Origin of the sequence: Aquibium carbonis, from assembly GCF_003970795.1 — a bacterium.
GTDB lineage: Bacteria > Pseudomonadota > Alphaproteobacteria > Rhizobiales > Rhizobiaceae > Aquibium > Aquibium carbonis.
Genome location: NZ_RWKW01000002.1, coordinates 147,257 through 171,026 on the forward strand (window position 1 = coordinate 147,257; position 23,770 = coordinate 171,026).

At 66.5% G+C, this 23,770-nt stretch carries 24 protein-coding genes; 20 read left to right on the plus strand and 4 right to left on the minus strand.

What is annotated here, in order from left to right:
* Positions 1-98: 98 nt before the first annotated feature.
* The 3 genes from EJC49_RS01140 to EJC49_RS01150 all read left to right on the plus strand — a co-directional run bounded on the left by EJC49_RS01140 (position 99) and on the right by EJC49_RS01150 (position 3,033).
* Entirely contained in the window at positions 99-761 is a 663-nt protein-coding gene (locus EJC49_RS01140; protein WP_126697607.1) for a YggS family pyridoxal phosphate-dependent enzyme, read from the plus strand.
* 37 nt (positions 762-798) lie between these two features.
* Positions 799-1,275 (plus strand): GNAT family N-acetyltransferase, encoded by a 477-nt coding sequence (locus tag EJC49_RS01145; protein ID WP_126697608.1) that lies wholly within the window; start codon positions 799-801, stop codon positions 1,273-1,275.
* A 276-nt stretch (positions 1,276-1,551) separates the two neighbouring features.
* A complete protein-coding gene (locus EJC49_RS01150; protein WP_126697609.1) occupies positions 1,552-3,033 on the plus strand; it encodes an SLC13 family permease in 1,482 nt (493 codons plus the stop codon).
* Between the two features lie 6 nt (positions 3,034-3,039).
* Here EJC49_RS01150 and EJC49_RS01155 read toward each other — a convergent pair whose 3' ends face one another.
* Entirely contained in the window at positions 3,040-3,312 is a 273-nt protein-coding gene (locus EJC49_RS01155; protein ID WP_126697610.1) for an usg protein, read from the minus strand.
* A 307-nt stretch (positions 3,313-3,619) separates the two neighbouring features.
* Between EJC49_RS01155 and acs the strand changes: the two genes are divergently transcribed.
* The 6 genes from acs to EJC49_RS01190 all read left to right on the plus strand — a co-directional run bounded on the left by acs (position 3,620) and on the right by EJC49_RS01190 (position 11,364).
* Positions 3,620-5,575: an acetate--CoA ligase gene (gene acs, locus EJC49_RS01160; RefSeq protein WP_126697611.1), complete on the plus strand. Its 1,956-nt coding sequence runs from the start codon at positions 3,620-3,622 to the stop codon at positions 5,573-5,575.
* Between the two features lie 1,113 nt (positions 5,576-6,688).
* The gene (locus tag EJC49_RS01165) at positions 6,689-7,315 is read left to right on the plus strand and encodes a class I SAM-dependent DNA methyltransferase (RefSeq protein ID WP_245453210.1); all 627 of its coding nucleotides are present in this window, start codon (positions 6,689-6,691) and stop codon (positions 7,313-7,315) included.
* A gap of 132 nt (positions 7,316-7,447) precedes the next feature.
* Complete coding sequence (locus tag EJC49_RS01170; RefSeq protein WP_126697612.1) at positions 7,448-7,741, plus strand: putative quinol monooxygenase; 294 nt, start codon at positions 7,448-7,450, stop codon at positions 7,739-7,741.
* A 98-nt stretch (positions 7,742-7,839) separates the two neighbouring features.
* On the plus strand, positions 7,840-8,379 hold the full coding sequence (locus EJC49_RS01175; RefSeq protein ID WP_126697613.1) for an MgtC/SapB family protein: 540 nt from the start codon (positions 7,840-7,842) through the stop codon (positions 8,377-8,379).
* Positions 8,380-8,609: 230 nt separating this feature from the next.
* Entirely contained in the window at positions 8,610-10,019 is a 1,410-nt protein-coding gene (gene leuC, locus EJC49_RS01185; RefSeq protein ID WP_126697615.1) for a 3-isopropylmalate dehydratase large subunit, read from the plus strand.
* Positions 10,020-10,170: 151 nt separating this feature from the next.
* Positions 10,171-11,364, plus strand: coding sequence for a GGDEF domain-containing protein (locus EJC49_RS01190; protein WP_245453211.1), 1,194 nt, complete (start codon positions 10,171-10,173; stop codon positions 11,362-11,364).
* A 6-nt stretch (positions 11,365-11,370) separates the two neighbouring features.
* Here the strand turns inward: EJC49_RS01190 and EJC49_RS01195 are convergent, their stop codons facing one another.
* The 3 genes from EJC49_RS01195 to EJC49_RS01205 all read right to left on the minus strand — a co-directional run bounded on the left by EJC49_RS01195 (position 11,371) and on the right by EJC49_RS01205 (position 14,045).
* The gene (locus EJC49_RS01195; RefSeq protein WP_126697616.1) at positions 11,371-12,228 is read right to left on the minus strand and encodes a COG3904 family protein; all 858 of its coding nucleotides are present in this window, start codon (positions 12,226-12,228) and stop codon (positions 11,371-11,373) included.
* Positions 12,225-13,562 (minus strand): hypothetical protein, encoded by a 1,338-nt coding sequence (locus EJC49_RS01200; protein WP_126697617.1) that lies wholly within the window; start codon positions 13,560-13,562, stop codon positions 12,225-12,227. The genes EJC49_RS01195 and EJC49_RS01200 overlap by 4 nt, the downstream gene beginning before the upstream one ends.
* A gap of 102 nt (positions 13,563-13,664) precedes the next feature.
* Positions 13,665-14,045, minus strand: a complete 381-nt coding sequence (locus tag EJC49_RS01205; protein ID WP_245453212.1) for a hypothetical protein — start codon at positions 14,043-14,045, stop codon at positions 13,665-13,667.
* 136 nt (positions 14,046-14,181) lie between these two features.
* Between EJC49_RS01205 and EJC49_RS01210 the strand changes: the two genes are divergently transcribed.
* The 11 genes from EJC49_RS01210 to EJC49_RS01260 all read left to right on the plus strand — a co-directional run bounded on the left by EJC49_RS01210 (position 14,182) and on the right by EJC49_RS01260 (position 23,754).
* The gene (locus EJC49_RS01210) at positions 14,182-14,658 is read left to right on the plus strand and encodes a GNAT family N-acetyltransferase (RefSeq protein ID WP_126697618.1); all 477 of its coding nucleotides are present in this window, start codon (positions 14,182-14,184) and stop codon (positions 14,656-14,658) included.
* Positions 14,659-14,974: 316 nt separating this feature from the next.
* On the plus strand, positions 14,975-15,388 hold the full coding sequence (gene sdhC / locus EJC49_RS01215) for a succinate dehydrogenase, cytochrome b556 subunit (protein ID WP_126697619.1): 414 nt from the start codon (positions 14,975-14,977) through the stop codon (positions 15,386-15,388).
* 4 nt (positions 15,389-15,392) lie between these two features.
* Positions 15,393-15,776, plus strand: coding sequence for a succinate dehydrogenase, hydrophobic membrane anchor protein (sdhD, locus tag EJC49_RS01220; RefSeq protein ID WP_126697620.1), 384 nt, complete (start codon positions 15,393-15,395; stop codon positions 15,774-15,776).
* Positions 15,777-15,783: 7 nt separating this feature from the next.
* Positions 15,784-17,613 (plus strand): succinate dehydrogenase flavoprotein subunit, encoded by a 1,830-nt coding sequence (gene sdhA / locus EJC49_RS01225; RefSeq protein WP_126697621.1) that lies wholly within the window; start codon positions 15,784-15,786, stop codon positions 17,611-17,613.
* A 33-nt stretch (positions 17,614-17,646) separates the two neighbouring features.
* Positions 17,647-17,886 carry a hypothetical protein gene (locus tag EJC49_RS01230; RefSeq protein ID WP_126697622.1) on the plus strand — a complete coding sequence of 80 codons (240 nt, stop codon included), beginning with the start codon at positions 17,647-17,649 and terminating at the stop codon, positions 17,884-17,886.
* The gene (locus tag EJC49_RS01235; protein ID WP_170314560.1) at positions 17,883-18,311 is read left to right on the plus strand and encodes a type II toxin-antitoxin system VapC family toxin; all 429 of its coding nucleotides are present in this window, start codon (positions 17,883-17,885) and stop codon (positions 18,309-18,311) included. The genes EJC49_RS01230 and EJC49_RS01235 overlap by 4 nt, the downstream gene beginning before the upstream one ends.
* A gap of 23 nt (positions 18,312-18,334) precedes the next feature.
* The gene (locus EJC49_RS01240) at positions 18,335-19,114 is read left to right on the plus strand and encodes a succinate dehydrogenase iron-sulfur subunit (RefSeq protein WP_126697624.1); all 780 of its coding nucleotides are present in this window, start codon (positions 18,335-18,337) and stop codon (positions 19,112-19,114) included.
* A 228-nt stretch (positions 19,115-19,342) separates the two neighbouring features.
* Entirely contained in the window at positions 19,343-19,993 is a 651-nt protein-coding gene (locus EJC49_RS01245) for a YceH family protein (RefSeq protein ID WP_126697625.1), read from the plus strand.
* Positions 19,994-20,097: 104 nt separating this feature from the next.
* The gene (locus EJC49_RS01250) at positions 20,098-20,445 is read left to right on the plus strand and encodes a carboxymuconolactone decarboxylase family protein (protein WP_126697626.1); all 348 of its coding nucleotides are present in this window, start codon (positions 20,098-20,100) and stop codon (positions 20,443-20,445) included.
* Between the two features lie 81 nt (positions 20,446-20,526).
* Complete coding sequence (gene msrA / locus EJC49_RS01255) at positions 20,527-21,126, plus strand: peptide-methionine (S)-S-oxide reductase MsrA (RefSeq protein WP_126697627.1); 600 nt, start codon at positions 20,527-20,529, stop codon at positions 21,124-21,126.
* Positions 21,127-21,510: 384 nt separating this feature from the next.
* Positions 21,511-23,754, plus strand: a complete 2,244-nt coding sequence (locus tag EJC49_RS01260; RefSeq protein ID WP_170314561.1) for a putative bifunctional diguanylate cyclase/phosphodiesterase — start codon at positions 21,511-21,513, stop codon at positions 23,752-23,754.
* Positions 23,755-23,770 lie beyond the last annotated feature (16 nt).

A 23,770-nucleotide genomic window follows, 5' to 3' on the forward strand; every position in this document is an offset into this window, starting at 1 on the left:
AAGGTGCGCAAATGTTTGGGCGGACCTTCACCACGGATCGCCTGAAGCGTCAACTCCGGGCCATGTCGCAAGCGGCCGAATCACGAGCGGAGAACCATATGGGAAACGCGGTCGACAGGCTGGGGGACGTCCGGCGGCGCATCGCCGCCGCCGAAGCTGAAGCCGGGCGCCCCGCCGGCGTCGTCACGCTCGTCGCGGTCTCGAAGACCTTCGACGCCGACGCGATCCGCCCCGTCATCGAGGCCGGCCAGCGCGTCTTCGGCGAAAACCGCGTGCAGGAGGCGCAGGGCAAGTGGCCGGCGTTGAAGGCGGAATTCCCCGATGTCGAACTGCACCTGATCGGGCCGCTGCAATCCAACAAGGCGAAGGAGGCGGTGGCGCTTTTCGACGTCATCGAGACGGTCGACCGCGAGAAGATCGCCGCGGAGCTGGCGAAGGAGATCGCAAGGCAAGGCCGGACGCCGCGCCTGTACGTCCAGGTCAACACCGGGCTGGAGGAGCAGAAGGCCGGCATCGACCCGCGCGAGGCGGTGGCCTTCGTGGAACGCTGCCGCTCCGTCCACGGTCTGGCGATCGAAGGGCTGATGGCCATCCCGCCGGCGGACGAGAACCCCGGCCCTCACTTCGCGCTCCTGGAAAAGCTCGCGCGGGAAGCCAGCGTCGACAAGCTCTCCATGGGCATGTCGGGCGATTTCGAGACCGCCATCGCCTTCGGCGCGACCAGCGTCAGGGTCGGCAGTGCCATCTTTGGAGGGCGATGACGCGCCCTGAATGCAGGGTCCGACGCAGAGGCCTTTCATGATGATCATGCGACCGCCGCTGGAAGTCGATATCGAGCCGCTGACGGACCTCTGGCATTCCGGCTGGCTCGACGGTCACGAAGCCGTCGTTCCTGCGGCACTGGCGAGGTTGCGCACGCGCCGGAATTTTCGGGATCGGCTGCTCGCGCGATGGGACGGCCTTCGTATTGCCGGGCCGGCCGGGGCGCCGCTAGGATTCCACCTGGTCCTGGCGGACGAACTCAACCAGTTCTACGTTTCGGCAACGGCGCGCGGTACCGGGCTCGCCTCGGCGATGATGGCTGATGCCGAGAGCGGGTTTCGTGCCGCGCGCATTCGCCGAGCGTGGCTTTCCTGTTCGATCGGCAACGAGCGCGCCGCGCGATTTTACGCCAAGGCGGGATGGGCAAGGGTCGGCGTCGAGACGATCGACTGCGAGACACCGGAAGGTCCGTTCCCGATCGGCGTGTGGCGATACGAACGCGAATGGACGTGATCCGCGCCGGCGCCGCTACGGTGAAGCTGCCCCCTCAATGCAGCACGAACTCCCCGTTGACGTTGCGCCATTCGTTCGGCGCGACCAGTGTTCAGGGTGAGGAGCGCGGGGAGCGGTGAGGAATTGCGGCGATCTGGTCTACTCGGGATTGGACACGCGCGGCGGAGCCCGCACAGGATCTGCCCGGTGCCCGCCGCAGCGCGATTTTCGCCGGCCTCAGGGAGCCGGACGGTTTTGCGCCCGTTTCGATGACTGAAGACGAAGAAGGACGACGCCATGAGCGACAGGGACCCCGCCAAGGACGCGCTTTCTCTGCGCCCGGTTCCGATCGGCGCCGGGCTGGCGCTCTTCGTCGGGCTCCTTTTGCTGCCGGCGCCGGAGGGTCTGTCGAGCGAGGCCTGGCGCGTGGTCGCGGTCGCCGCCCTGATGATCATATGGTGGATCACGGAGGCGATCCCCATTCCCGCCACCGCGCTGATTCCTGTTGCGCTGTTTCCCACCCTGGGCATCACGTCAGCCTCGGCAGCGACCGCGCCCTATGGCGACCCGATCATCTTCCTGTTCATGGGCGGCTTCATCCTGGCGCTTGCCATGGAACGCTGGAACCTGCACCGGCGCATCGCGCTGCTGGTGGTCTCGCGCACGGGCCTGCGACAGGACAGGATCATCGGCGGCTTCATGCTTGCCACCGCCTTCTGCTCGATGTGGGTGTCGAACACCGCGACCGTGGTGATGATGCTGCCGGTAGCGGTTTCGGTCGTGGCGCTGGTCGGCCCCAGGGAAGGAGCAGGCTTCCCCGTGGCGTTGCTGCTCGGCGTCGCCTATTCGGCGTCGATCGGCGGCGTGGCGACGCTGATCGGCACCCCGCCCAACGCATTGCTGGCCGGCATGCTGAACCAGACCTACGGCTATGACATCGGCTTTGCCAACTGGATGATCGTCGGCCTGCCGATATCCATCGTCATGCTCGCGGTCAGCTGGGTCCTTCTCACCAGACGCCTCGACCGCCACGAGGTGGAAGGCGCAGACGACCTGTTCCGCACCGAACTGGGCAAACTCGGAGCCTGGACGTCCCCCGAGGTGCGGGTGGGCGTCATCTTTCTCGCCACCGCCTCGGCGTGGATCTTCCGGACCTTGCTGCAAGACATCGTCCCGGGCCTCAACGACACCTCGATCGCCATCGTTGCGGCACTGCTGCTCTTCCTCGTGCCGGCCGGCAACGGCGGCGGAACCGCGCTGATCGAATGGCGCAACGTGCTGCGTCTGCCGTGGGGCGTGCTCATCCTGTTCGGCGGCGGGTTGAGCCTCGCCTCGGCCGTGTCGGCCACCGGTCTCGACCGCTGGATCGGCGATCACCTGGGCATGGTGGCCGGAAACCTGCCGCTGATCGCGACGATCGCGATCTCGGCGCTCGTCATCCTGCTCCTGACCGAGTTTACCTCCAACACGGCCACGGCAGCGACGTTTCTGCCGCTGCTGGCCGCGCTTGCGATCTCGCTGGGCGAAAACCCGCTGATCCTGACGGTGCCCGCGGCGCTGGCGGCCTCGATGGCGTTCATGCTGCCGGTGGCGACGCCGCCCAATGCGATCGTCTTCGGCTCCGGCCATGTGACGATTGCGCAGATGGTGCGCGCCGGCATCTGGCACAATCTGGCCGGGCTGGTCGTGCTGGTGGTGCTTGCCTACGCCCTGCTCACCCTCTTCTTCGGCGTCTCCGCCGGAGAAACGCCCGACTGGGCCACGGGACAGGCCCGTTGAACGCCGTCAGTGCAGCACGAACTCACCGTTGACGTTCCTCCATTCGTTCGGCGCGATCAGGCGACGATGCGTGTAGCTGATCGAGTGGAGCGGCCCCTCGAGCTTCTGCTGCCAGAACTCGATGAAGCCGTGCAGCGCCGGGAACTTCGGCGCCAGATCGTAGTGCTGCCAGATGTAGGTCTGGAGGAGATGCGGATGGTCGGGCATGTGGTAGAGGATCTGCGCCGTCGTCAGGCCGTAGCCCGACAGCATCAGTTCCATTTCGGGAGCGTCACGCATGGCAATCCTTTCGTTCAGAATCAGCCTCCACACGGAAATTGTGCGGCGCGAAGCTTAATCGTCTATTGAAATTGTCGTGATCGACCGATAAATAACCTCGCGTTTTCAACTTGTTAGCAGCAAATCCGGACGACTGCTGCCGCCTTGCGACACGAACCCCGAACCTTGGTGCGCTCACCATCAAAGGTCTAATGTTGTGGCGCAGCGCGAATTGATAATAATGCAACCGACGCAGCCGCCGGCCCAGGCGGCGCCGGCCGCCCGGAGGGGACCAGCCGGCCAGACACTGCCGGGAGGGGAAAACGAAATGTCCGACGTCGTCCACAAGGTCCAGCCGGCCTGGAAGAAGAATGCGCTCATCGACGACGCCACCTACGAGAAGTGGTACAAGGAGAGCGTCAAGAACCCGGAAAAGTTCTGGGCCAGGCACGGCAAGCGCATCGACTGGTTCAAGCCCTATACCAAGGTGAAGAACACCAAGTTCGACGGCAAGGTGTCGATCAAGTGGTACGAGGACGGCCAGACCAACGTCTCCTACAACTGCATCGACCGGCACCTGAAGAAGCGGGCCGACCAGGTCGCCATCATCTGGGAAGGCGACAACCCCTACGACGACCGCAAGATCACCTATCGGGAGCTCCACGACCACGTCTGCCGGCTGGCCAACGTGATGAAGTCGAACGGCGTCAAGAAGGGCGACCGCGTCACCATCTACATGCCGATGATCCCCGAGGCAGCCTATGCCATGCTCGCCTGCACCCGCATCGGCGCGATCCATTCGATCGTCTTCGGCGGCTTCTCGCCCGACGCCCTGGCCGGCCGCATCGTCGACTGCCAGTCGACCTTCGTCATCACCGCCGACGAAGGCCTGCGGGGCGGCAAGACCATCCCGCTGAAGGAGAATACCGACAAGGCGATCCAGATCGCCGGGCGCGACGGCGTGGTGGTCAAGAAGGTTGTCGTGGTGCGCCGCACCGCCGGCAAGATCAACTGGTATGACGGCCGCGACGTCTGGTACCACGAGGCGATGGCGGCCGCGAAGCCCGACTGCAAGCCCGAGAAGATGAAGGCGGAAGACCCGCTGTTCATCCTCTACACCTCCGGCTCCACCGGCAAGCCCAAGGGCGTGCTGCACACCACCGGCGGCTACCTCGTCTACGCCTCGATGACGCATCAGTACGTCTTCGACTACCGCGAGGGCGACATCTACTGGTGCACGGCGGACGTCGGCTGGGTGACCGGCCATTCCTACATCGTCTATGGACCGCTGGCCAACGGCGCCACGACGCTGATGTTCGAGGGCGTGCCGAACTTCCCGAGCGTTTCCCGCTTCTGGGAGGTGATCGACAAGCACCAGGTCAACATCTTCTACACCGCCCCCACCGCCATCCGCTCGCTGATGGGCGCCGGCGACGCCGCCGTGACGAAAACGTCGCGCAAGTCGCTGCGGGTGCTCGGTTCGGTCGGCGAGCCGATCAATCCGGAAGCCTGGGAATGGTACTACAACGTGGTCGGCGAACAGCGCTGCCCGATCGTCGACACCTGGTGGCAGACCGAGACCGGCGGCATCCTGATCACGCCGCTGCCGGGCGCGACCGACCTGAAGCCGGGCTCGGCGACGCGGCCCTTCTTCGGCGTGCAGCCGCAACTCGTCGACAACGAGGGCAAGGTGCTGGAGGGCGCCGCCGACGGCAACCTGTGCATCACCGATTCCTGGCCCGGCCAGATGCGCACCGTCTATGGCGACCACGAACGCTTCATCCAGACCTATTTCTCCACCTACAAGGGCAAGTACTTCACCGGTGACGGCTGCCGGCGTGACGCCGACGGCTACTACTGGATCACTGGCCGCGTCGACGACGTGATCAACGTGTCGGGCCACCGCATGGGCACGGCCGAGGTGGAATCGGCCCTCGTCAGCCACGACAAGGTGTCGGAGGCCGCCGTCGTCGGATACCCGCACGACCTCAAGGGCCAGGGCATCTACTGCTACGTGACGCTGATGGCCGGCGTGGAGCCGACCGATGATCTGCGCAAGGAACTCGTCGCCCATGTCCGCCGCGAGATCGGCCCGATCGCCTCGCCCGACAAGATCCAGTTCTCGCCCGGTCTTCCCAAGACGCGCTCCGGCAAGATCATGCGCCGCATCCTGCGCAAGATCGCCGAGGACGATTTCGGCGCGCTCGGCGACACCTCCACGCTCGCCGATCCCGGCGTGGTGGACGACCTGATCGAGAAGCGGCAGAACAAGAAGAAGGCCTGAGCGGCTCCCCGAGCCAGCGCCGACGCCCGCGCGCCTGGGTGGCCGCAGGCTGGACGGGTCGGGGATGCGAGGTTTCGCGACGGAGCAGTCGCGCTACGAGGTGTCGGGCGCGGGTTGCGGCGCCCGGTCGGGCGCGCGGCGATGCGTCGCCACGCCCGCCGAAGCGCCTGGCCATTGAAAAATCCCTCCGCGGAGGGTGGCGGTGCGCGCGCCGCCGGACGGACCGACAGCGCTGTTTTCAAAGAAACGATGCCCGACGACACGCGCACCGCCGACGCTGCTGCCTTCCTCTGCCTTACCCTGTGCCCGAAGGCCGTGGGTCGACAGCACCGGTAGGCCGGGACCGTGGGGCCTTGCCGAGGCAATCCCCGACCCCGCCAACCGGACGAGGCCAATCCCGCACGCCATCTCGTCCCCCTGGTCAGCCCGGCAGCCACCCAAAGGCCCGGTGGAAGAGACGAGCGGGAGTATGCAGGCGGGGCGGAGAGGCGTGGACAGAAGGCCGGCGGAAATCGTGCAAGCGGTTGATTTCCTTGGAGATGGTGGAGAAGAGTTTCCACTGGAACGATCAAGATTTTTTACCCGCGGCGTCATTCCGGGACCGCGCGGCGGGACCCGGAATCCAGCTCTGGACGTCGACGGAAGAACGCGACATTTCAACCGACAAAGCGCATTCGCGAACGGCGGCGCTCTGGATCCCGGGTTCCGCTGCGCGGCCCCGGGATGACGTCGCTGGATATCGGCCCAGCCCGGCCCATCGTCGCCTCAATTCGCCCCCCTTGCCAAGGCTGCATTCGCACCCCACACTCTCATCCGTGTTCAACGAACTGAAAGGAGGTGGTCCAATGTCGAGTGGTTTCGTTTTCCAGAGCGTGGCTCCGGCGGATTGCCTTTTCGGGAAGCAGCCTTCCTGATCAGGGCATGATGCGCGGCAGGTGACGGACGTCATCGCCACGAGCCGCGCCACGGACGGAAACACGGGGGCCGCCTGAACAGGGTGGCCCCTTTCCGTTCAACCGACCCGTCGCCACGGACGACATGCCGGCAGCCGATGCGCAGGCGCCCGGCGATGCGCCCGAACCGCAAGAGCCAACCGCAGACGAAGGGATGGAGATGCCCGACCCGACACCGCTCGAACGCGTCTACGCCGCCACGACGCCCGGCGAACTGGCGGATGCCTATGCGGCCTGGGCGGCGAGCTACGACCGGGAGACTGCGGAACTGGGCTACTGCCTGCCGTTCCTGATCCCCGGCTGGCTGGCGCGACACGTGCCGGCGGGCGCCGGACCGGTGCTCGACGCCGGCTGCGGCACCGGGCTGACAGGACCCTGCCTGACCGCACTTGGCTACGATCCCGTCGAAGGTCTCGACATGTCGCCGGACATGCTGGCGATCGCGGAAAGCCGCGGCGTCTATGCGGCGCTGAAACGCGGCACGCTCGGCGAGGCGCTGCCCTGGCCGGACGATCATTTCGCCGCCTTCGTGTCGGCGGGCGTCTTCACAGCCGGCCACGCGCCGGCGGCCGGCCTGCATGAACTCGTCCGCATCACGCGGCCGGGGGGCTTCGCCGTCTTCACGGTGCGCGACGTGCTGGTCGACAGCGCCGGTTTTCGCGCCACCTTCGACGACCTGAGCGCGACCGGTCGCTGGCGCGCCGTCGAGGAGAGCCCGCCCTACCGCGCCTTCGCCATCGCCGAGCCCGAGGTGCTGGTGCAAAGCTTCGTGTTCGCGGTGGCCTGAGCCGGACGCGCCGCGGCGCCGTCCGTCGACGGGGCCCGAAACAGGGCGCCGCGACGGCAAGCGGGGATGTTCTTGCCGGCACGCCCGTGCATGATAGGCCCGAACCGATCAACCCCGTCCGCGAGCGCCCCCATGATCACCCTCACCGCCATCATCCGCTGCAAGCCGGGATCGGAGGACCGTGTCCGTGCCGCCCTCGTCGAGGTCGGCGCATTCGTTGCGGCAAATGAGCCCGGCACGATTTCCTTCTACGTCACCGAGGGCGAGACGGGGGGCGTGTTCGCGACCCACGAACGGTTCGCCGACCGCGAGGCGATGGACGCCCACAATGCCGGCGCGGGATCGAAGGGCTTTTTTGCCGCCACCGACGGCCTTCTCGACGGCGTCGACGTGGTGATCGGCCGCGAGATCTCTTCGAGAGACTGAACGGCCCGGGACTCAGGCCCGAAACGCTGGCCCGGCACCCTGGCCCGGAACCGAGGAACGACGCCGGCGTTCACCGCGAAGGTTCTCGCGGGATCGGCATGGAACAACTGCTGGACGACATCGGGCAACACACGCATGTGCCGTTCGCCGTCATCGCGGCGCGGCTGGCGCTGGCGACGATGCTCGGCGCCGCCGTCGGCCTCGAGCGGGAGTGGCGCCAACGGCCCGCCGGGCTTCGAACCCACATCCTCGTCTGCCTCGCGGCCGCGGTGGTGGCCATCCTGACCATCGAGATCGCCCACCTGTCCTATTTCGAGGGCGACCGGATGCGCATCGACCCGCTTCGATCGATCGAGGCGGTGACTTCCGGCATCGCCTTCCTCGCCGCCGGGCTGATCGTCTTCGCGCGCGGGGAAGTCCACGGCCTGACCACCGGCGCCGGCATGTGGCTGGCGGGCGCCATCGGTCTGTCCTGCGGACTCGGCTTCTGGGGCATCGCCGTCTTCGCGACCGTTCTGGCGGTCATCGTGCTGTCGCTGCTGCGGATCGTCGAGGGCAAGCTGTCCCTCAAGGCGAAACGCGAACGCGAGGCGCTGGCCGCCGAAGCGAGCCGTCCGGGCGATGCCCCGCAAGCCTGACGTCGAACGAGGCCGATTGCCGGTCTCTCGAAAGCTTGCTATTGAGCCGGCCATGGAAGCACTTTTCGGCGACCCGGCTTACAAGCGGTTCGTCCTGCAGGATCGCAAGCGCCTGCCGGCGCGCTTTTTCGCGCGCATTTCCTGTTCCCTGAACGGACGGCTCGGCGCCTGATGCGCCACCGGGCCAGCGCGCCCGCCAGCCTCTACGCATCAAAACGGAAGCCACACCCATGACCGCACCCCGCACCCTTTACGACAAGATCTTCGACGACCACGTGGTCGACCGCCAGGACGACGGCACCTGCCTGCTCTACATCGACCGTCATCTCGTGCACGAAGTGACCAGCCCGCAGGCCTTCGAGGGACTGCGCATGGCCGCCCGCCAGGTGCGCCACCCCGAGAAGACGCTGGCCGTCGTCGACCACAACGTGCCGACCTCGCCCGACCGCAAGCAGGGCATCAAGAACGAGGAAAGCCGCATCCAGGTGGAAGCGCTGGCGCAGAACGCCGCCGATTTCGGCATCGAATACTACGACGCCGCCGACCTCAGGCAGGGCATCGTCCACATCATCGGCCCCGAGCAGGGCTTTACCCTGCCCGGCATGACGATCGTGTGCGGCGACAGCCATACCTCCACGCACGGCGCCTTCGGGGCGCTGGCGCACGGCATCGGCACCTCGGAGGTCGAGCACGTGCTCGCCACCCAGACGCTGATCCAGAAGAAGGCCAAGAACATGCTGGTGCGCGTCGACGGGCAATTGCCCGAGGGCGTCACCGCCAAGGACATCATCCTGGCCATCATCGGCGAGATCGGCACGGCCGGCGGCACCGGCTACGTGATCGAATATGCCGGCGAGGCGATCCGCGCGCTGTCGATGGAAGGCCGCATGACGGTCTGCAACATGTCGATCGAAGGCGGCGCCCGCGCCGGCCTGATCGCGCCCGACGAAACCACCTACGCCTACATCAAGGGACGCCCGAAGGCCCCGACGGGCCAGGCCTGGGACATGGCGATGGCCTATTGGGAGACGCTCAAGTCGGATGAAGGCGCGCATTTCGACAAGGTCATCGTGCTCGACGCGGCCAAGCTGCCGCCCATCGTCACCTGGGGCTCCTCGCCCGAGGACGTCGTGTCGATCACCGGCGTGGTGCCGAACCCCGACGAGATCGCCGACGAGAACAAGCGCAACTCCAAGCGCCGCGCGCTGGAGTACATGGGCCTGACGCCGGGCACGAATATGACCGACGTCGAGATCGACCGCGTCTTCATCGGCTCCTGCACCAACGGCCGCATCGAGGACCTGCGCGCCGCCGCCAAGGTGGCGGAAGGCCGCAAGGTGCATCCGCGTGTCGACGCCATGATCGTGCCGGGTTCGGGCCTCGTGAAGGCTCAGGCCGAGGCCGAGGGTCTCGACCGCATCTTCAAGGAGGCCGGCTTCGACTGGCGCGAACCGGGCTGCTCGATGTGCCTGGCCATGAACGACGACCGCCTGAAGCCGGGCGAGCGTTGCGCCTCGACCTCGAACCGCAATTTCGAGGGCCGCCAGGGCTTCAAGGGCCGCACGCATCTCGTCTCTCCGGCGATGGCCGCGGCGGCGGCGATCGAAGGCCGCTTCGTCGACATCCGCGACTGGAAGTGACCGATCGACGGCGCCGGCATGACCCGGCGCCGTTGCCCCAGGTTGCGGCATGTTGTCCGGGCCAGGGGCAATTATTTCGACCCGGCTTAACGTCTTCTTCGCCTCGATGGCCTATGTCCGTCGAAGGGACGAGCGAAACCGGACTGCAAGCGTGACTGGATATATCCTGGCTATCAATCTGGTGGTCGCCGGCCTTTTCGCTGGCGCCTTCGCCTGGGTGTCCACCTACCCCCGGGTGCGCGGCGCCGCGCGCTGGATCGCCGCCGCCTATCTGCTGGGCGCCCTGAGTTTCATCATCGAATGGATGGTGCCGGTGTTCGACCGGCCCCGCTTCGTGGTCTTCGCCGCCTTCGCCACCTCGCTCGGGGGGGTGGGGCTACTCGGCCTCGGCATCGCCCGCCATTACGGGCAACGCCTTCCGATCCGCCTCTTCGGTGCCGCGCTGCTGTTCGGCTTCGCGCTCAACCTGGCGATCTTCGACATGCCGCGCACGTCGGTCCTGCGGGTACTGCTCTACCAGACCCCCTACATCCTGGTGATGGGACTGGTGGCCCGGCAGGTGTTCCTGGTCCGCGAACGCCAGCTGATCGACACCATCCTCGGCTGGCTGCTGGCCGCCTCCGCGGCGCATTTCCTGTCCAAGCCGGTGCTCGCCTGGGCCTTCGGCAGCGGAACGACGCCGCAGGACTACATCAACACCATCTACGGCGTGATCTCCCAGTCGATGGGGTCGATGATCATGGTCGCCTTCGGCCTGATGATGCTCGCCGTGCTGGTCAGCGAGGTGCTGGCCGACGCGACCGCCAAATCCGAGACGGACCCCCTGACGGGACTGCTGAACCGCCGAGGCTTCGAAGCCAGGGCGCGGCTTGCCGGGCCGATCGTCGGGCGATCGGGCGTTCCCGCGTCGATCGTGATCTGCGACCTCGATCACTTCAAGTCGATCAACGACACCTATGGCCATGGCGCCGGAGACCGGGTGATCGCCGAATTCGCGAAGCACCTTTCCGCCGCTCTGGGCGATAATCACGTCGCGGGACGCATCGGCGGCGAGGAATTCGCGGTGATCCTGCCTGGAGCGACCGCCACCGCCGGCCGCCTTTTCGCCGAAGCCATCCGCACCGCCTTTGCCGGGGCCGCTATCGAAGGACTGCCGCAAGCGTTGCGGCCCACAGCGAGCTTCGGCGTCGCGGAGTTGCGGCCCGACGACACGATGTCGAGCATGCTCAGGCGCGCCGACCACGCGCTATACCATGCCAAGAACGACGGTCGCGATTGCGTTCGCGTGGCCCCACTCGACCTCCAGACCGACGCCGGGAGCCGACGCGGCACGGGTCGGGGCTGACGCCGCCTACTGCCGGGCCGCGACCTTCAGGCTTCCGGTCGAGAGCTTGTACCCCTGGATTTCCTGCGCCGAGAGATAGTAGAGCGAGCGCGGCGGCGTATCGAGCGCATGCAGCCAAAGGGCTGGATCGACGCCCATCTCGGACAGATGCCGCGAGATGCGTGCGGTGGTGGCCTGTGCGTCCGACATCGCCTGCGCGGGCGCCGCCGGCTCCGAACTCACCGAATAGAACTGGTGCACGCCCACCGCTGCCTTCGGACCGATCGAGCGATCGGTTCCGCCGGCCAGGACGAGCGGGCAGGACGAGGCACAGAGCGCGCCGTCCTCGACGAGAGTCGAGAGCCCGCGATCACGAATCAGCCGCGACATGCCGAGGGCATCGTCCAGCGCGCCACCCGGCGAATCCAGCGCGACGATCCGCACATACTCTCCACGCGCGGCGAGTTCCGCCTCGAACCGGGCACGGGCGCCCATGTCGATGTAGCCGCGCGCCGTGAGCACGCCGCCCGGCTCGAGCGTGAACTGCATGGGGGCACGCAGCACGTCCTCGTCGGCCGTCACGTTGCCACGCGGATCCGTCGTGCCCGACGACGACCCGCTGCCACGGTCATCGACCGCGGGTGGCAGCACCGCCGGGGCGGCGAGATGCTGGCTCGGGCGGGACGCATCGGTGGCGCGGGCGTGGATCAGGTCGTGCATGTCGAAGCCGAGCACGCCGAAAGTCCCGATCAACAGGCCGCCAAAAGCGTAGCGGATCACCTCGCCCTCGTCGAAGCGCGCGAAATAGCGCGCCAGAAGGCCGCTGCGACGCGGCTCGGGCAGGACTTCGGTCTGGTCCTTCTTCAATTCTTCGACGGAGGTCATGGTTCTTGCCTCTTGCGTTCCGACAGGGCCAGGGGCGTGACGTTCTCGGCCGACGCAGCGCGAGGCGCGGCGGGCGGGGCCTCCTTCGCAGTCTCCGTCGTGCCGGGCTCGGACATGGGCACCGGCGGCTGCCGCTCGGGCCGCCCGCGGGCAAGCAGCGCTTCGTGCAGTTCGATCGACCGGAACATGTCGGCGGCCGTGATCCGGTCGGCATCGGCCATTCTTTCTTCTCCGCGCCGGATCGAGCCCTGGACGACGCCCAGCATCGCCACCAGGACGCCGGGGAGAAGATCGATCGAGATCGCGCCGGCCCAGCTTGGAATGAAGTCCCCGGCATAGCGCAGCACGGCCTCGGCGGAAGACAGCGGCACATAGCGCCGCTCGACCACCCGCGGCTGCGCGAGGATCTCCGCTGCGGCGTCGGACAGCGCCTTCGACTGCGCGTCGACCGAGGCGCGAATGGTGGCCATCACCTGGTCCTGACGACCCGCGAGATCGGCCGACGAGCCATCCGCCACCGGCGCGATGAAGCCCCCCGACAGATCCGCCGCGGCGCGGGCGACGGAAGGCGCGATCGACGTCTGCTGGAGTGCGGAGACGACGCCCGCGAGCGCCACCGCCTGTTCGGCGAAGCTGTCCGAGCGCGGCGCGATGGCGCCGGGCGCCGAGACGAGCCCCCGCATCGCTGCGAGATGCTCCTGTCCCTCGCGGAAGAGCGTGCCGACGAGATCCTGCGAGCCCCTGATGTTGGCTTCGAGCTCGCGCATCTGGGCGCCCATCTGGGACAGGAGCTGCACGACGCTTCCCGCCCCCGACGTGCCGGTGAGCGCGCCGGAACTGCGCTCCTCGTCCGCGAGCCTGGCGAAGCGTTCGCCCGCGCGCTGGATGTCGGGCAGCAGCGACAACGCGCCAAGCGCATTCGAATGCGCCTGTTCGAGGTCCGAGGTGTAGCCTTCGAGCGTTTCGGCGAGATGCTGCTCGACCGCCGCCGAGCCGGCGAGCGCCGCCGCGTTCAGCCAGGACGACATCGCCACGATCATGACCGAGCCGACGGCCATCACCGCGACCAGCGCCAATCGGGAGGCACCATCGCGCATCTCGGGCAGGAACCGCATCAGATAGGTCCAGAAGCCGTAGATGCCGACCGACACGGCGGCCGAGTAGACGATCGCCGCAAAGAAGACGATTCCCGCAGAACCATCGAGAAGACTGCGCACGCCCAGATAGGTGTAGACGCCCGAGGCCAGCGCGAGCGTGGCCAGAACGAATCGCGTCATGGTCTGAAGCGAGGCGGCATGGTCTTTCAGGCGACGTGCGGTGACGGCTTCACTCATGCGCGCTGCAATGCTTCCCGTTTACGTTTCGTTAACCTTTTGCGCCCGGAGAAGGCGCGAGAAAGGTGACCAAATCAGGGCTGCCGACGCGGATCTCTCGAGCTAGCGGCAGGGATGCTCCAGCACCGGAACCACGTTGTCCGGCAAACCGTACATGTAGGACCGGCCGTGCATCAGCACGCCCTGCGAGCGGCAGCGCCGTACGGAACGCCGTTCGGTCGACGGCTCGAGATAAACGACCCTCGGCTCGCCGGCCCGCGAATAGGCCGCCAGTTCCTCGGCCAGATGACCCTGCCCGACCACGATCCGCTTGTAGCCGCCCGGGCTGTGGATGATCAGGTTGCCGAAGCTGTCGGCCTGGACGCGGTCATGGTAGCCGCCGGCAAAGGCTTGCCCCGAACCCGAAGCCGACACGGCCAGAATTGCCAACGCGGCAAGGATCGCGCGCGTTCCGTTGGCCGATGGAATTCCAAGCATGTTCATGGCTCGTCCTCGTCGGTTCAGGCCTCGAGCCCCCACGTGCTCCGAATTTAACGCTTTCTTAACCGAAGTCACGACCGATGGTGCCGCTCCGGGCACGGCAATTGACAGACATGGTTAATATCCCCAAAGGAGGGACATGACCGACGTCCCGTCCACGGCCCAACCCGCCATCGACATCGCCCAGCTTCGCCTGAAGGACGCGCTCGATTTCGCGCCCTTGCTGGCCGCCTACGCGCAGGCCCTGAAGCGCGGCGCGCCGCGCCGTCCCGACCAGTTCTATGCCGAGATCCTGTTGCAGGACCGCACCGCGGAAGTGGTCGGCGCGCGCCTCGACGGGAAGCTGGTCGGCTTCGCGATCTTCACAGACCAGCCCGAACCGGTGTCGGGCATGCGCTGCGGGGTGTGCGATCACATCTACGTGCACCATGAACATCGCAGCAAGGGCATCGCCAAGGCGATGGTCGACGTGCTGGCGGACCAGGCAGAGGAACGCGGCTGGACCAAGCTGATCCTCAACGCGCCGCGCCAGCCCGAGGACGGGCGCAAGCTCTACGAGCAGATCGCCGCGCCGGCCGACTGGACGAGCTTCGTCATCCGCTTCGACGCAAAATAGCATCGTCTCGTCCAAAGCCGGCAAAGACCGTCCGCGCGCGGCGGGGCCGGTCAGAGCGCAATCGCGTCTTCCTGTCGTGAGGCCGGGGCAGGCAGCGCCGGGAATTTCCGGCCGGCCGACGGGTGCGTCAGGAGGAAGCATCCCGACCTTCAATCGATTGAACCACTTGCCGGTTTTTTTTCGACACCAGATAGCAGGACAGGAAGGCTTTTTGCGGCTTTGACGCGCTGCAAAATGCGGACTAGAAAGCGCCATCAATCGGCCATGGGCGCGGCAGGTCCGTCCGCGTTCCGTCCGCCTGAGTCCTGGGGAAGCCATGAGCAACTCGACAGCCACCCGTCCCGGCATGAAGCCACGTCCGGTCTCGCCGCATCTGCAAATCTACCGCCTCACCCCGACCATGCTGATGTCGGGGGTTCACCGGATCAGCGGCGCAGCGCTCTACTTCGGCGTCATCCTGGTCGCCTGGTGGCTGGTGGCGGCGTCGACCTCGGAAAACGCGTTCGCGACCGCCAACGGCGTGATGGGCTCCTGGCTCGGCCTGCTGGTTCTGTTCGGCTTCAGCTGGTCGCTCTGGGTGCACATGCTGGGCGGACTGCGCCACCTGATCTGGGACACCGGCCGCGGCCTGGAAAAGCACACTGCCACGAAGCACTCGATGGCGACGCTCGTGGGCTCTATCGTGCTCACGGTCCTCACCTGGATCGTCATCCTGTTTGCGGGAGCCTGAGATCATGGCCGACATGCAGACCCCTCTGCGCAAGGTTCGCGGCCTCGGCGCCGCCGGACATGGAACCAGCGAGTTCTGGCGCAACCGCGTCACTTCCGTCGCGCTGATCCCGCTCAGCCTCTTCGCCATCTGGCTGGTCGTCTCCGGCCTGGGCTCGAGCTTTGCGGAGACGCGTGCGACGCTCGCGCATCCGGTCGTTGCGATCCTGCTGGCTCTCTTCGTCATCATCAGCCTCGACCACATGCGGCTGGGCATGGGCGAGATCATCGCCGACTACGTCCATCGGGAAGGCGCCAAACTGACGCTGCTGATGCTCAACACATTCTTCACCATTCTCGTGGGCGGGGCCTGCATCTTCGCCCTGCTCAAGATCGCGTTCGGAGGCTGACCCGCACATGGCCAAGGCAACATCCGCGAACGGCAAGGCCTACACCTTCGTCGACCACAAGTTCGACGTCGTGGTCGTGGGCGCCGGCGGCGCAGGGCTGCGCGCAACGCTCGGCATGGCCGAGCAGGGCCTGAAGACCGCCTGCATCACCAAGGTGTTCCCGACCCGCTCGCACACGGTGGCGGCCCAGGGCGGCATCGCCGCCTCGCTGCAGAACATGGGTCCCGACCACTGGCAGTGGCACCTCTACGACACCGTCAAGGGCTCCGACTGGCTGGGCGACGTGGACGCGATGGAGTATCTCGCCCGCGAGGCGCCGGCCGCCGTCTACGAACTCGAGCACTACGGCGTCCCCTTCTCGCGCACCGAGGAGGGCAAGATCTACCAGCGGCCCTTTGGCGGCCACATGCAGAACTTCGGTGACGGCCCTCCGGTGCAACGCACCTGCGCGGCGGCCGACCGGACCGGCCACGCCATCCTGCACACGCTCTACGGCCAGTCGATCAAGAACAACGCCCAGTTCTTCATCGAGTATTTCGCGCTCGACCTGATCATGACGGACGGCGTGTGCACCGGCGTGGTGGCGTGGAACCTCGATGACGGCACCATCCACCGCTTCGCCGCCAAGATGGTGGTGCTGGCGACCGGCGGCTACGGCCGCGCCTATTTCTCGGCGACCTCGGCCCACACCTGCACCGGCGACGGCAACGGCATGATCGCGCGCGCGGGCCTGCCGCTGCAGGACATGGAGTTCGTCCAGTTTCACCCAACCGGCATCTATGGCGCTGGCTGCCTGATCACCGAGGGCGCGCGCGGCGAAGGCGGCTACCTCGTCAACTCCGAAGGCGAGCGCTTCATGGAGCGCTACGCGCCCTCGGCCAAGGATCTTGCCTCGCGCGACGTCGTTTCGCGCTGCATGACCATGGAGATCCGCGAGGGCCGCGGCGTCGGCAAGGCCAAGGACCACATCTTCCTTCACCTCGACCATCTCGACCCGGCCGTGCTGCACGAGCGCCTGCCGGGCATCTCGGAATCGGCCAAGATCTTCGCCGGCGTCGACGTGACGAAGGAGCCGATTCCGGTTCTGCCGACCGTGCACTACAACATGGGCGGCATCCCGACGAACTATTGGGGCGAGGTGCTGAACCCCATCGAAGGCGAACCGGACCGCGTCCAGCCCGGCCTGATGGCCGTCGGCGAGGCCGGCTGCGCCTCCGTCCACGGCGCCAACCGCCTCGGCTCCAACTCGCTGATCGACCTCGTGGTCTTCGGCCGCGCCGCGGCGATCCGCGCGGGCGAGGTGGTCGACCGCAACGCCGCGATCCCGGCCATCAACGAGGCGGCGGTCGAGAAGATCATGGACCGATTCGACCGCCTGCGCCATGCCGACGGCGGCACGCCCACGGCCGTGCTGCGCGAGAAGATGCAGCGCGCCATGCAGGAGGACGCCGCCGTGTTCCGCACCCAGGAATCGCTGGAAAACGGCTGCCGGCGCATGTCTGCGATCTGGAACGAACTGCCCGACGTCAAGGTCACCGACCGCTCGATGATCTGGAACTCGGATCTGGTCGAGACGCTGGAGCTCGACAACCTGATGGCCTGCGCCATCACCACGGTCTACGGCGCCGAGGCGCGCAAGGAGAGCCGCGGCGCTCATGCCCGCGAGGACTTCTCCGAGCGCGACGACGCCAACTGGCGCCAGCACACGCTGTCATGGGTCGACGAGGCGGGCAACGTGACGCTGAAGTATCGTCCCGTCCACACCGAGACCATGCTGCCGGTGGCGCAGGGCGGCATCGACATCGCCAAGATCGCGCCCCGGAAGCGGGTGTACTAGGTTGGGGACTGGGACGGCGAACGGAGGTCCATCATGGGAGACGTCAAGATCAGGTTCGAGGATGCGTCGCTGCTGGAGGCCTTGTCGGAAATGGCCAGAGAGCACGATCATACCCTCGAGGCCGAAATCCAGCGTCTGCTGAAACAGGCCGTCGAGCGACGAGCGGTGCGGATGGCGTTCCTTGAACGGGCGCGAGAGATAACTGCCATGACCCCGGCAGGTGTACCGCAATCCGATAGCACATTGCTCATCCGCGAAGATCGCGACCGGTGATCCTGATCGTCGACAGCTCAGTGGCGGTGAAGTGGTTCACGAACGAGCCAAGGAACGACATAGCAAAACGCATCATCTTGCTCGACGCCGAGTTGATCGCGCCCGAATGGGGATTGGCGGAAATCGGCAACGCTCTCTGGAGAAAAGTACGCCGTTCCGAGCTGACCTTCGATCAGGCCCTGGAGGCGATCAGGGAAGTTTCGCGGCAGCTGGAATGGGTGCGCTGCACCACCGCGACCATGGTTTCCGCCCTCGAATTGGGCCGCCGCCTGGATCATTCCATCTACGATTGCCTTTTCCTGGCGCTGGCTCTCGAACGCAGCGACGCGAAACTGATCACTGACGACGACAAATTCGCAGCGAAAGCTGCATCGAGCGGCTTCGGCGCCACTGTTATGAAACTGGGCGCCGATCCCTTGGAATGACCGCGAACGAGGAATGAGATCCCATGGTCGAACTCACGCTCCCCAAGAACTCGAAGATCAACCCGGGCAAGACCTGGCCGAAGCCGCAAGGCGCGACCAATCTGCGCGAGTACAAGATCTATCGCTGGTCGCCCGATGACGACCAGAACCCGCGCCTCGACACCTATTTCGTCGACATGGACGATTGCGGGCCGATGGTGCTCGACGCGCTTCTCTACATCAAGAACAGGATAGACCCGACGCTGACCTTCCGGCGCTCCTGCCGCGAGGGAATCTGCGGCTCCTGCGCCATGAACATCGACGGCGCCAACACGCTGGCCTGCACCAAGGGCATCGACGAGATCGGCGGGGCCGTGAAGGTCTATCCGCTGCCGCACATGCCGGTGGTGAAGGATCTGGTGCCCGACCTGACCGTGCCCTATGCGCAGCTGACCTCGATCCAGCCCTACCTGAAGACGGTGTCGCCCGAGCCGGCCAAGGAATGGCTGCAGAGCCATGAGGACCGGCAGAAGCTCGACGGCCTCTACGAATGCATCCTGTGCTTCTGCTGCCAGACCTCGTGCCCGTCCTACTGGTGGAACGGCGACCGCTACCTCGGCCCAGCCGTGCTGCTTCAGGCCTATCGCTGGCTGATCGATAGCCGCGACGAGGCGACCGGCGAGCGCCTGAACGATCTGGAAGACCCGTTCCGGCTCTACCGCTGCCACACCATCATGAACTGCGCCCAGACCTGCCCGAAGGGTCTGAACCCGGCCAAGGCTATCGCCGAGATCAAGAAGATGATGGTGGAACGGAGCGTGTGAGTTGCGACGTTCGTGCGTCCTTCGAGACTCGGCTTCGCCGGGCGCCTCAGGATGAGGACCGTCTCCGGTCGGCATCGCCCGTCCATCGACGTGAGCCGATGCTGCCGTTCAGAAGCCGGAATCTGTTGCGTTCGGAAGCGCAGATCGGGTTAAAGGAGCGCTCGCTCCGACGCGACCCATCCTGGGGCGCGCGCGTAGCGAGCCTCGAAGGACGCACCTGAATCACCCATGGACACGCCCGCCTCCGACCTCCTGCTCCTGAACGCCATCGAAGCCCGCGTGCTGGGTTCGCTGATCGAGAAGAAGGAGCTCACCCCCGACATCTACCCGCTGTCGCTCAACGCCACGCAGTCGGCGACCAACCAGAAGACGGCGCGCGAGCCGGTGATGAGCCTCGAACCGGCCGACATCCACCGCTCCTTCAAGTCGCTGATGGACAAGGGGCTGGTGCGGCAGGTGTCGGGCTCGCGCGTCGAGCGTTTCGAACATCTTCTCTCGCAGCGCTTTTCGCTGACGCGCGGCCAGACCTCGCTCGTCGGCCTGATGTTGCTGCGCGGTCCGCAGACCGCCCATGAGTTGATGGCGCGCGCCGAGCGCATGGCACGCTACGCGAATCTGGAGGAACTGCTGGCCGATCTGGACCTGCTGATCGGTCGCAAGACGCCGCTCGTCCAACTGGTCGAGCGCGGCCCCGGCCAGCGCGAGGATCGTTACGCCCATCTGCTCTGCGGCCCCGTCGCCGCTGCCCCGCGTGCCGCTTCGCCGGCGCGCGCCTTTTCCACGGCCGAAACGTCGGATCTCGAATCCCGCGTCGCCGCGCTCGAAGCCGAGGTCGCCGACCTGCGGGCGTTGGTCGAGCGCCTGACCGGGAACGGCTGAATCCTTTTTCGATGCCACTCCGCGCCGATTGATCCGCGTCAAGCCGGCCGCGCGCGCTGCGGGCTACGACCCCTCCCGACAACGGAAAGGGAGTTTGCCGCGCAATGGCGACCACGAACTGGAACGACTTCATCGACCAGACCAACCGCCGCATGACCGCGGTTCGCGGCGGCATTCCGGACGTCGCCGCCGGCTTCGCGCAGCTCGCCAAGGCTGCCATCGCGCCGGGCGCACTGGATTCGAAGACCAAGGAGCTGATCGCGCTGGCCATCGGCATCGCCGCGCGCTGCGACGGCTGTCTCGCCTTCCACGTCAAGGCCGCCATCAAGTACGGCGCTACCCGCGAGGAGGTGCTGGAGACGATCGGCGTCGCGGTCTACATGGGCGGCGGCCCATCGATGATCTACGGCGCCGAGGCGCTCGACGCCTACGACACGCTCGTCGCCGGATGATGTCACGCAAGCGTGTTGGCGCTTGATTTTGAAACCGGGCGGGACGGCGCTACCTCTCTGCGAAACAGGGAGAGTTCCGCCATGCTGCGCATTCTGATCGCCGCCACGCTTGCCGCCTTCGCCGCTTCCGCAACCCCTGCCGCCGCGCAGCAGACCCAGTCCGCCATCTTCGCGGGCGGTTGCTTCTGGTGCATCGAATCCGACATGGACAAGGTGCCGGGGGTGACCGCGACCACGTCGGGCTATTCCGGCGGCACCTTGGCGAACCCCACCTATCCGAACCATGAAGGCCACCGCGAGGTCCTGAAGGTCGATTTCGACCCCTCGAAGGTCTCGTATGCGCAGCTCGTCGACATCTTCTTTCGCTCGGTCGATCCGACCGACGCGGGCGGACAGTTCTGCGATCGCGGCCACGCCTACACCACCGCCGTCTACGCAGCGAACGCCGAACAGAAGCAGGCAGCGGAAAAGGCGAAGGCAATCGCCCAGGCCGAACTCGGCAAGCCGGTCGTGACGCCGGTCGAGATGGCGGGAACGTTCTGGCCGGCGGAGGAATATCACCAGGACTACTACAAGAAGAATCCGATCCGCTATCGCTACTACCGGGCCGCCTGCGGCAGAACGGACCGGGTCAAGACCCTGTGGGGCAATGCCGCGTACCAGGGCATTCCTGCCCATTGAGCCGCCCCGAGCCTCGCTGACCAGGGGATCGGGCGAGCGCCGCTCGCCCACCTGATTCCGTTTTGTTTTCTTGCCGCGCACGACGGCTGCCCCCGTTTAAACTTCGTCAATCCTGTTTGCAGCTTGGCGCCTCGAAACGCCGCGAACGTTCCGTTGCGTGAAGCGTGTTAACCGGTTGGCATGCCTGCGCATTCTATTTATCGCGCGAGATCGACAACTCGCCGGTATCCCGTGGCCTCTCTTCGTCAGCCTTTCACAACCGCAATGACCTCGCTTCGGGCGCTCCTCGAAGGGACGCCGGCCGGCCGCTGGTATCGCCTCAGCGGTCTGGCTTCCGACACGTCGGTCGAGGCTTCGAGCGTTCGCGCGGCGCAGATGCGTTCGATGCTCCGCTATACACCGATCATGATGGCCGCCAATGTCGTCAACGCCCTTTGCGTCGTCGTCGGCATCCTTCATCTCGTCGACGATCCATTTCCGCTGGTCCTGTGGGGCCTTGCCGTTTGTGCGTTCGCTGTCCGGGGCACGCAGGTCTGGTACGCGAACCGCGAGCGGCCGCCGCGGCGCACCGTCTCGTCGCGCGGCCTATGGCGAACGACCTACCAGGCGGCATTGCTCGGCGGGCTCTGGGGGGTTCTTCCCGCAATCTGGTATCCGGAGCTCGACCAGGGCGGCCACATTCTCATCGGGACGCTGGTCACCGGAATGATCTGCTGCGGCGCGTTCGCGCTGGCCACCATCCCGTCTGCCGGCACCGCCTATGTCCTGGCCCTGGTGACGGGCAGCCTCGTGGGACTGCTGCGGACAGACGTTTCCCATGCCGGCGTGATTGCGGTTCTGCTGCTCGCCTATGCCATTACCGTCACCTATGCCGTGTTCGGGACCGGAAAACTGTTCGTGGAGCATTTCGAGGCGGAGACGGCGCTGAAGCACAATGGCGAGGTCATCCAGCTGCTTCTCAACGAATTCGAGGAGAACGGGTCTGACTGGCTGTTCGAACTCGACGCGCATCTGCGCATCGTGTCCTGTTCGCCCCGCTTTCTCGACGTCGTGACGGAACACACCGGCGACCTTACCGGCCGGCGCTTCGGCGAATTGCTCGCCCCTGCGGGGGAGAAGAGCCTCTTCGCCGCGCTTTCGTCCGGCAAGGCGTTTCGCGATCTGCTGGTCGAAGCCGAAGGGCCCCTCGGCGCCCGCTGGTGGTCGATCACGGCCGGCCCCCTGCTGGACGCGAACGGCGCGGTCTCGGGCTGGCGCGGCGTCGGATCCGACGTCACCGACGCCAAGCTGGCGAAGGACCGCATCGTCTGGATGGCGACGACCGACCAGCTGACCGGACTGCCGAACCGCACCCATTTCCGCGATTGCGCCGAACGCGCCATCGAGCGTTGCCGCAAGGGCGGCCTCACGATCGGGATCGCCAGCCTCGATCTCGATGGCTTCAAGCAGGTCAACGACACCCTCGGTCACGCCGCGGGCGACGAACTGCTGGCCAGGATCGCTTTGCGCCTGCATGACTTCGCGCGGGAGGGCGTCACGATCGGCAGGCTGGGAGGCGACGAGTTCGGCGTGCTGCTGGAATGCGAATGCGACGCCGACACCATGATCTCGTTGCTGGGGGAGATCGTGACCACCATCTCGGCCCCCATCGCCATCGGTGACAGCACCGTATCCGTCGGCGGAACCGCGGGGCTGGCCCTTCCAAGATCGGCAGACGAGGACATCGATCGCCTGATGAGCAATGCCGACACCGCGCTTTACGCCGCCAAGGTCGAGCAGCGTGGATCGGTGGCGCTGTTTTCGGAGGCCATGCAGAAGGCGGCCGACGAGAAGCGCGGGCTCGCCGAAGAGTTGAAGCTCGCCGTCGAGGCGGGGCAGATGGAACTGCACTACCAGCCGATCGTCGACGCCAGCACGATGCGTGCCGTGGCCGCCGAAGCCTTGCTGCGCTGGCGGCATCCGAGGCGCGGCCTTCTGTCGCCCGACGTCTTCATCGGCATCGCCGAATCGACCGGCCAGATCGGCCGGATCGGCGCATGGGTGCTGTCGCAGGCCTGCAGGGACGCCGCATCCTGGCCGGAAGACGTCAGCGTGGCCGTGAACGTTTCACCCGCTCAGCTGGTGACAAACGGGACCAGCGAGATCGTTCGCACCGCCCTCGCGGAGAGCGGGCTTGCCGCCAAACGGCTCGAAATCGAGATCACCGAGGCGGTCTTCGTGCGACATGGAACCCAGGCCGAGGAGTTCATGCGCGACATGAACGCGATGGGTGTCCGGATCGCGCTCGACGATTTCGGCACCGGCTATTCGTCGCTCGGCTACATCACGCGCTTTCCGGTGTCGAAGCTGAAGATCGACCGCTCGTTCGTTTCCGGCGGCGCGGCCATCAAGGAACGGAACGCCATCATTTCGGCCGTCGTCGGGATCGCGCGGTCGCTGAACATGATCACCACCGCCGAGGGTGTCGAGAGCGCGGGCGAACTGGCCTGGGTGCGCAACCTGGGCTGCACCCAGGTGCAGGGCTTCCAGGTGGCCAGACCGATGCCGGCAGCGGCGTTTGCGGACTTCCTGAAGAGCCACGCTGCAACGCCCGGCATCCCGAAGCGGCCGATGCCGGCAATCGCCTGACATCGGCCTGCCAGAC

Excerpts from the sequence above, each read along its gene's own strand:
- EJC49_RS01140 (WP_126697607.1), top strand. The coding sequence starts at position 99 with ATGGGAAACGCGGTCGACAGGCTGGGGGACGTCCGGCGGCGCATCGCC.
- EJC49_RS01145 (WP_126697608.1), top strand. The coding sequence starts at position 799 with ATGATGATCATGCGACCGCCGCTGGAAGTCGATATCGAGCCGCTGACG.
- EJC49_RS01150 (WP_126697609.1), top strand. The coding sequence starts at position 1,552 with ATGAGCGACAGGGACCCCGCCAAGGACGCGCTTTCTCTGCGCCCGGTT.
- EJC49_RS01155 (WP_126697610.1), bottom strand. The coding sequence starts at position 3,312 with ATGCGTGACGCTCCCGAAATGGAACTGATGCTGTCGGGCTACGGCCTG.
- acs (WP_126697611.1), top strand. The coding sequence starts at position 3,620 with ATGTCCGACGTCGTCCACAAGGTCCAGCCGGCCTGGAAGAAGAATGCG.
- EJC49_RS01165 (WP_245453210.1), top strand. The coding sequence starts at position 6,689 with ATGCCCGACCCGACACCGCTCGAACGCGTCTACGCCGCCACGACGCCC.
- EJC49_RS01170 (WP_126697612.1), top strand. The coding sequence starts at position 7,448 with ATGATCACCCTCACCGCCATCATCCGCTGCAAGCCGGGATCGGAGGAC.
- EJC49_RS01175 (WP_126697613.1), top strand. The coding sequence starts at position 7,840 with ATGGAACAACTGCTGGACGACATCGGGCAACACACGCATGTGCCGTTC.
- leuC (WP_126697615.1), top strand. The coding sequence starts at position 8,610 with ATGACCGCACCCCGCACCCTTTACGACAAGATCTTCGACGACCACGTG.
- EJC49_RS01195 (WP_126697616.1), bottom strand. The coding sequence starts at position 12,228 with ATGACCTCCGTCGAAGAATTGAAGAAGGACCAGACCGAAGTCCTGCCC.
- EJC49_RS01200 (WP_126697617.1), bottom strand. The coding sequence starts at position 13,562 with ATGAGTGAAGCCGTCACCGCACGTCGCCTGAAAGACCATGCCGCCTCG.
- EJC49_RS01205 (WP_245453212.1), bottom strand. The coding sequence starts at position 14,045 with ATGAACATGCTTGGAATTCCATCGGCCAACGGAACGCGCGCGATCCTT.
- EJC49_RS01210 (WP_126697618.1), top strand. The coding sequence starts at position 14,182 with ATGACCGACGTCCCGTCCACGGCCCAACCCGCCATCGACATCGCCCAG.
- sdhC (WP_126697619.1), top strand. The coding sequence starts at position 14,975 with ATGAGCAACTCGACAGCCACCCGTCCCGGCATGAAGCCACGTCCGGTC.
- sdhD (WP_126697620.1), top strand. The coding sequence starts at position 15,393 with ATGGCCGACATGCAGACCCCTCTGCGCAAGGTTCGCGGCCTCGGCGCC.
- sdhA (WP_126697621.1), top strand. The coding sequence starts at position 15,784 with ATGGCCAAGGCAACATCCGCGAACGGCAAGGCCTACACCTTCGTCGAC.
- EJC49_RS01230 (WP_126697622.1), top strand. The coding sequence starts at position 17,647 with ATGGGAGACGTCAAGATCAGGTTCGAGGATGCGTCGCTGCTGGAGGCC.
- EJC49_RS01240 (WP_126697624.1), top strand. The coding sequence starts at position 18,335 with ATGGTCGAACTCACGCTCCCCAAGAACTCGAAGATCAACCCGGGCAAG.
- EJC49_RS01245 (WP_126697625.1), top strand. The coding sequence starts at position 19,343 with ATGGACACGCCCGCCTCCGACCTCCTGCTCCTGAACGCCATCGAAGCC.
- EJC49_RS01250 (WP_126697626.1), top strand. The coding sequence starts at position 20,098 with ATGGCGACCACGAACTGGAACGACTTCATCGACCAGACCAACCGCCGC.
- msrA (WP_126697627.1), top strand. The coding sequence starts at position 20,527 with ATGCTGCGCATTCTGATCGCCGCCACGCTTGCCGCCTTCGCCGCTTCC.
- EJC49_RS01260 (WP_170314561.1), top strand. The coding sequence starts at position 21,511 with ATGCTCCGCTATACACCGATCATGATGGCCGCCAATGTCGTCAACGCC.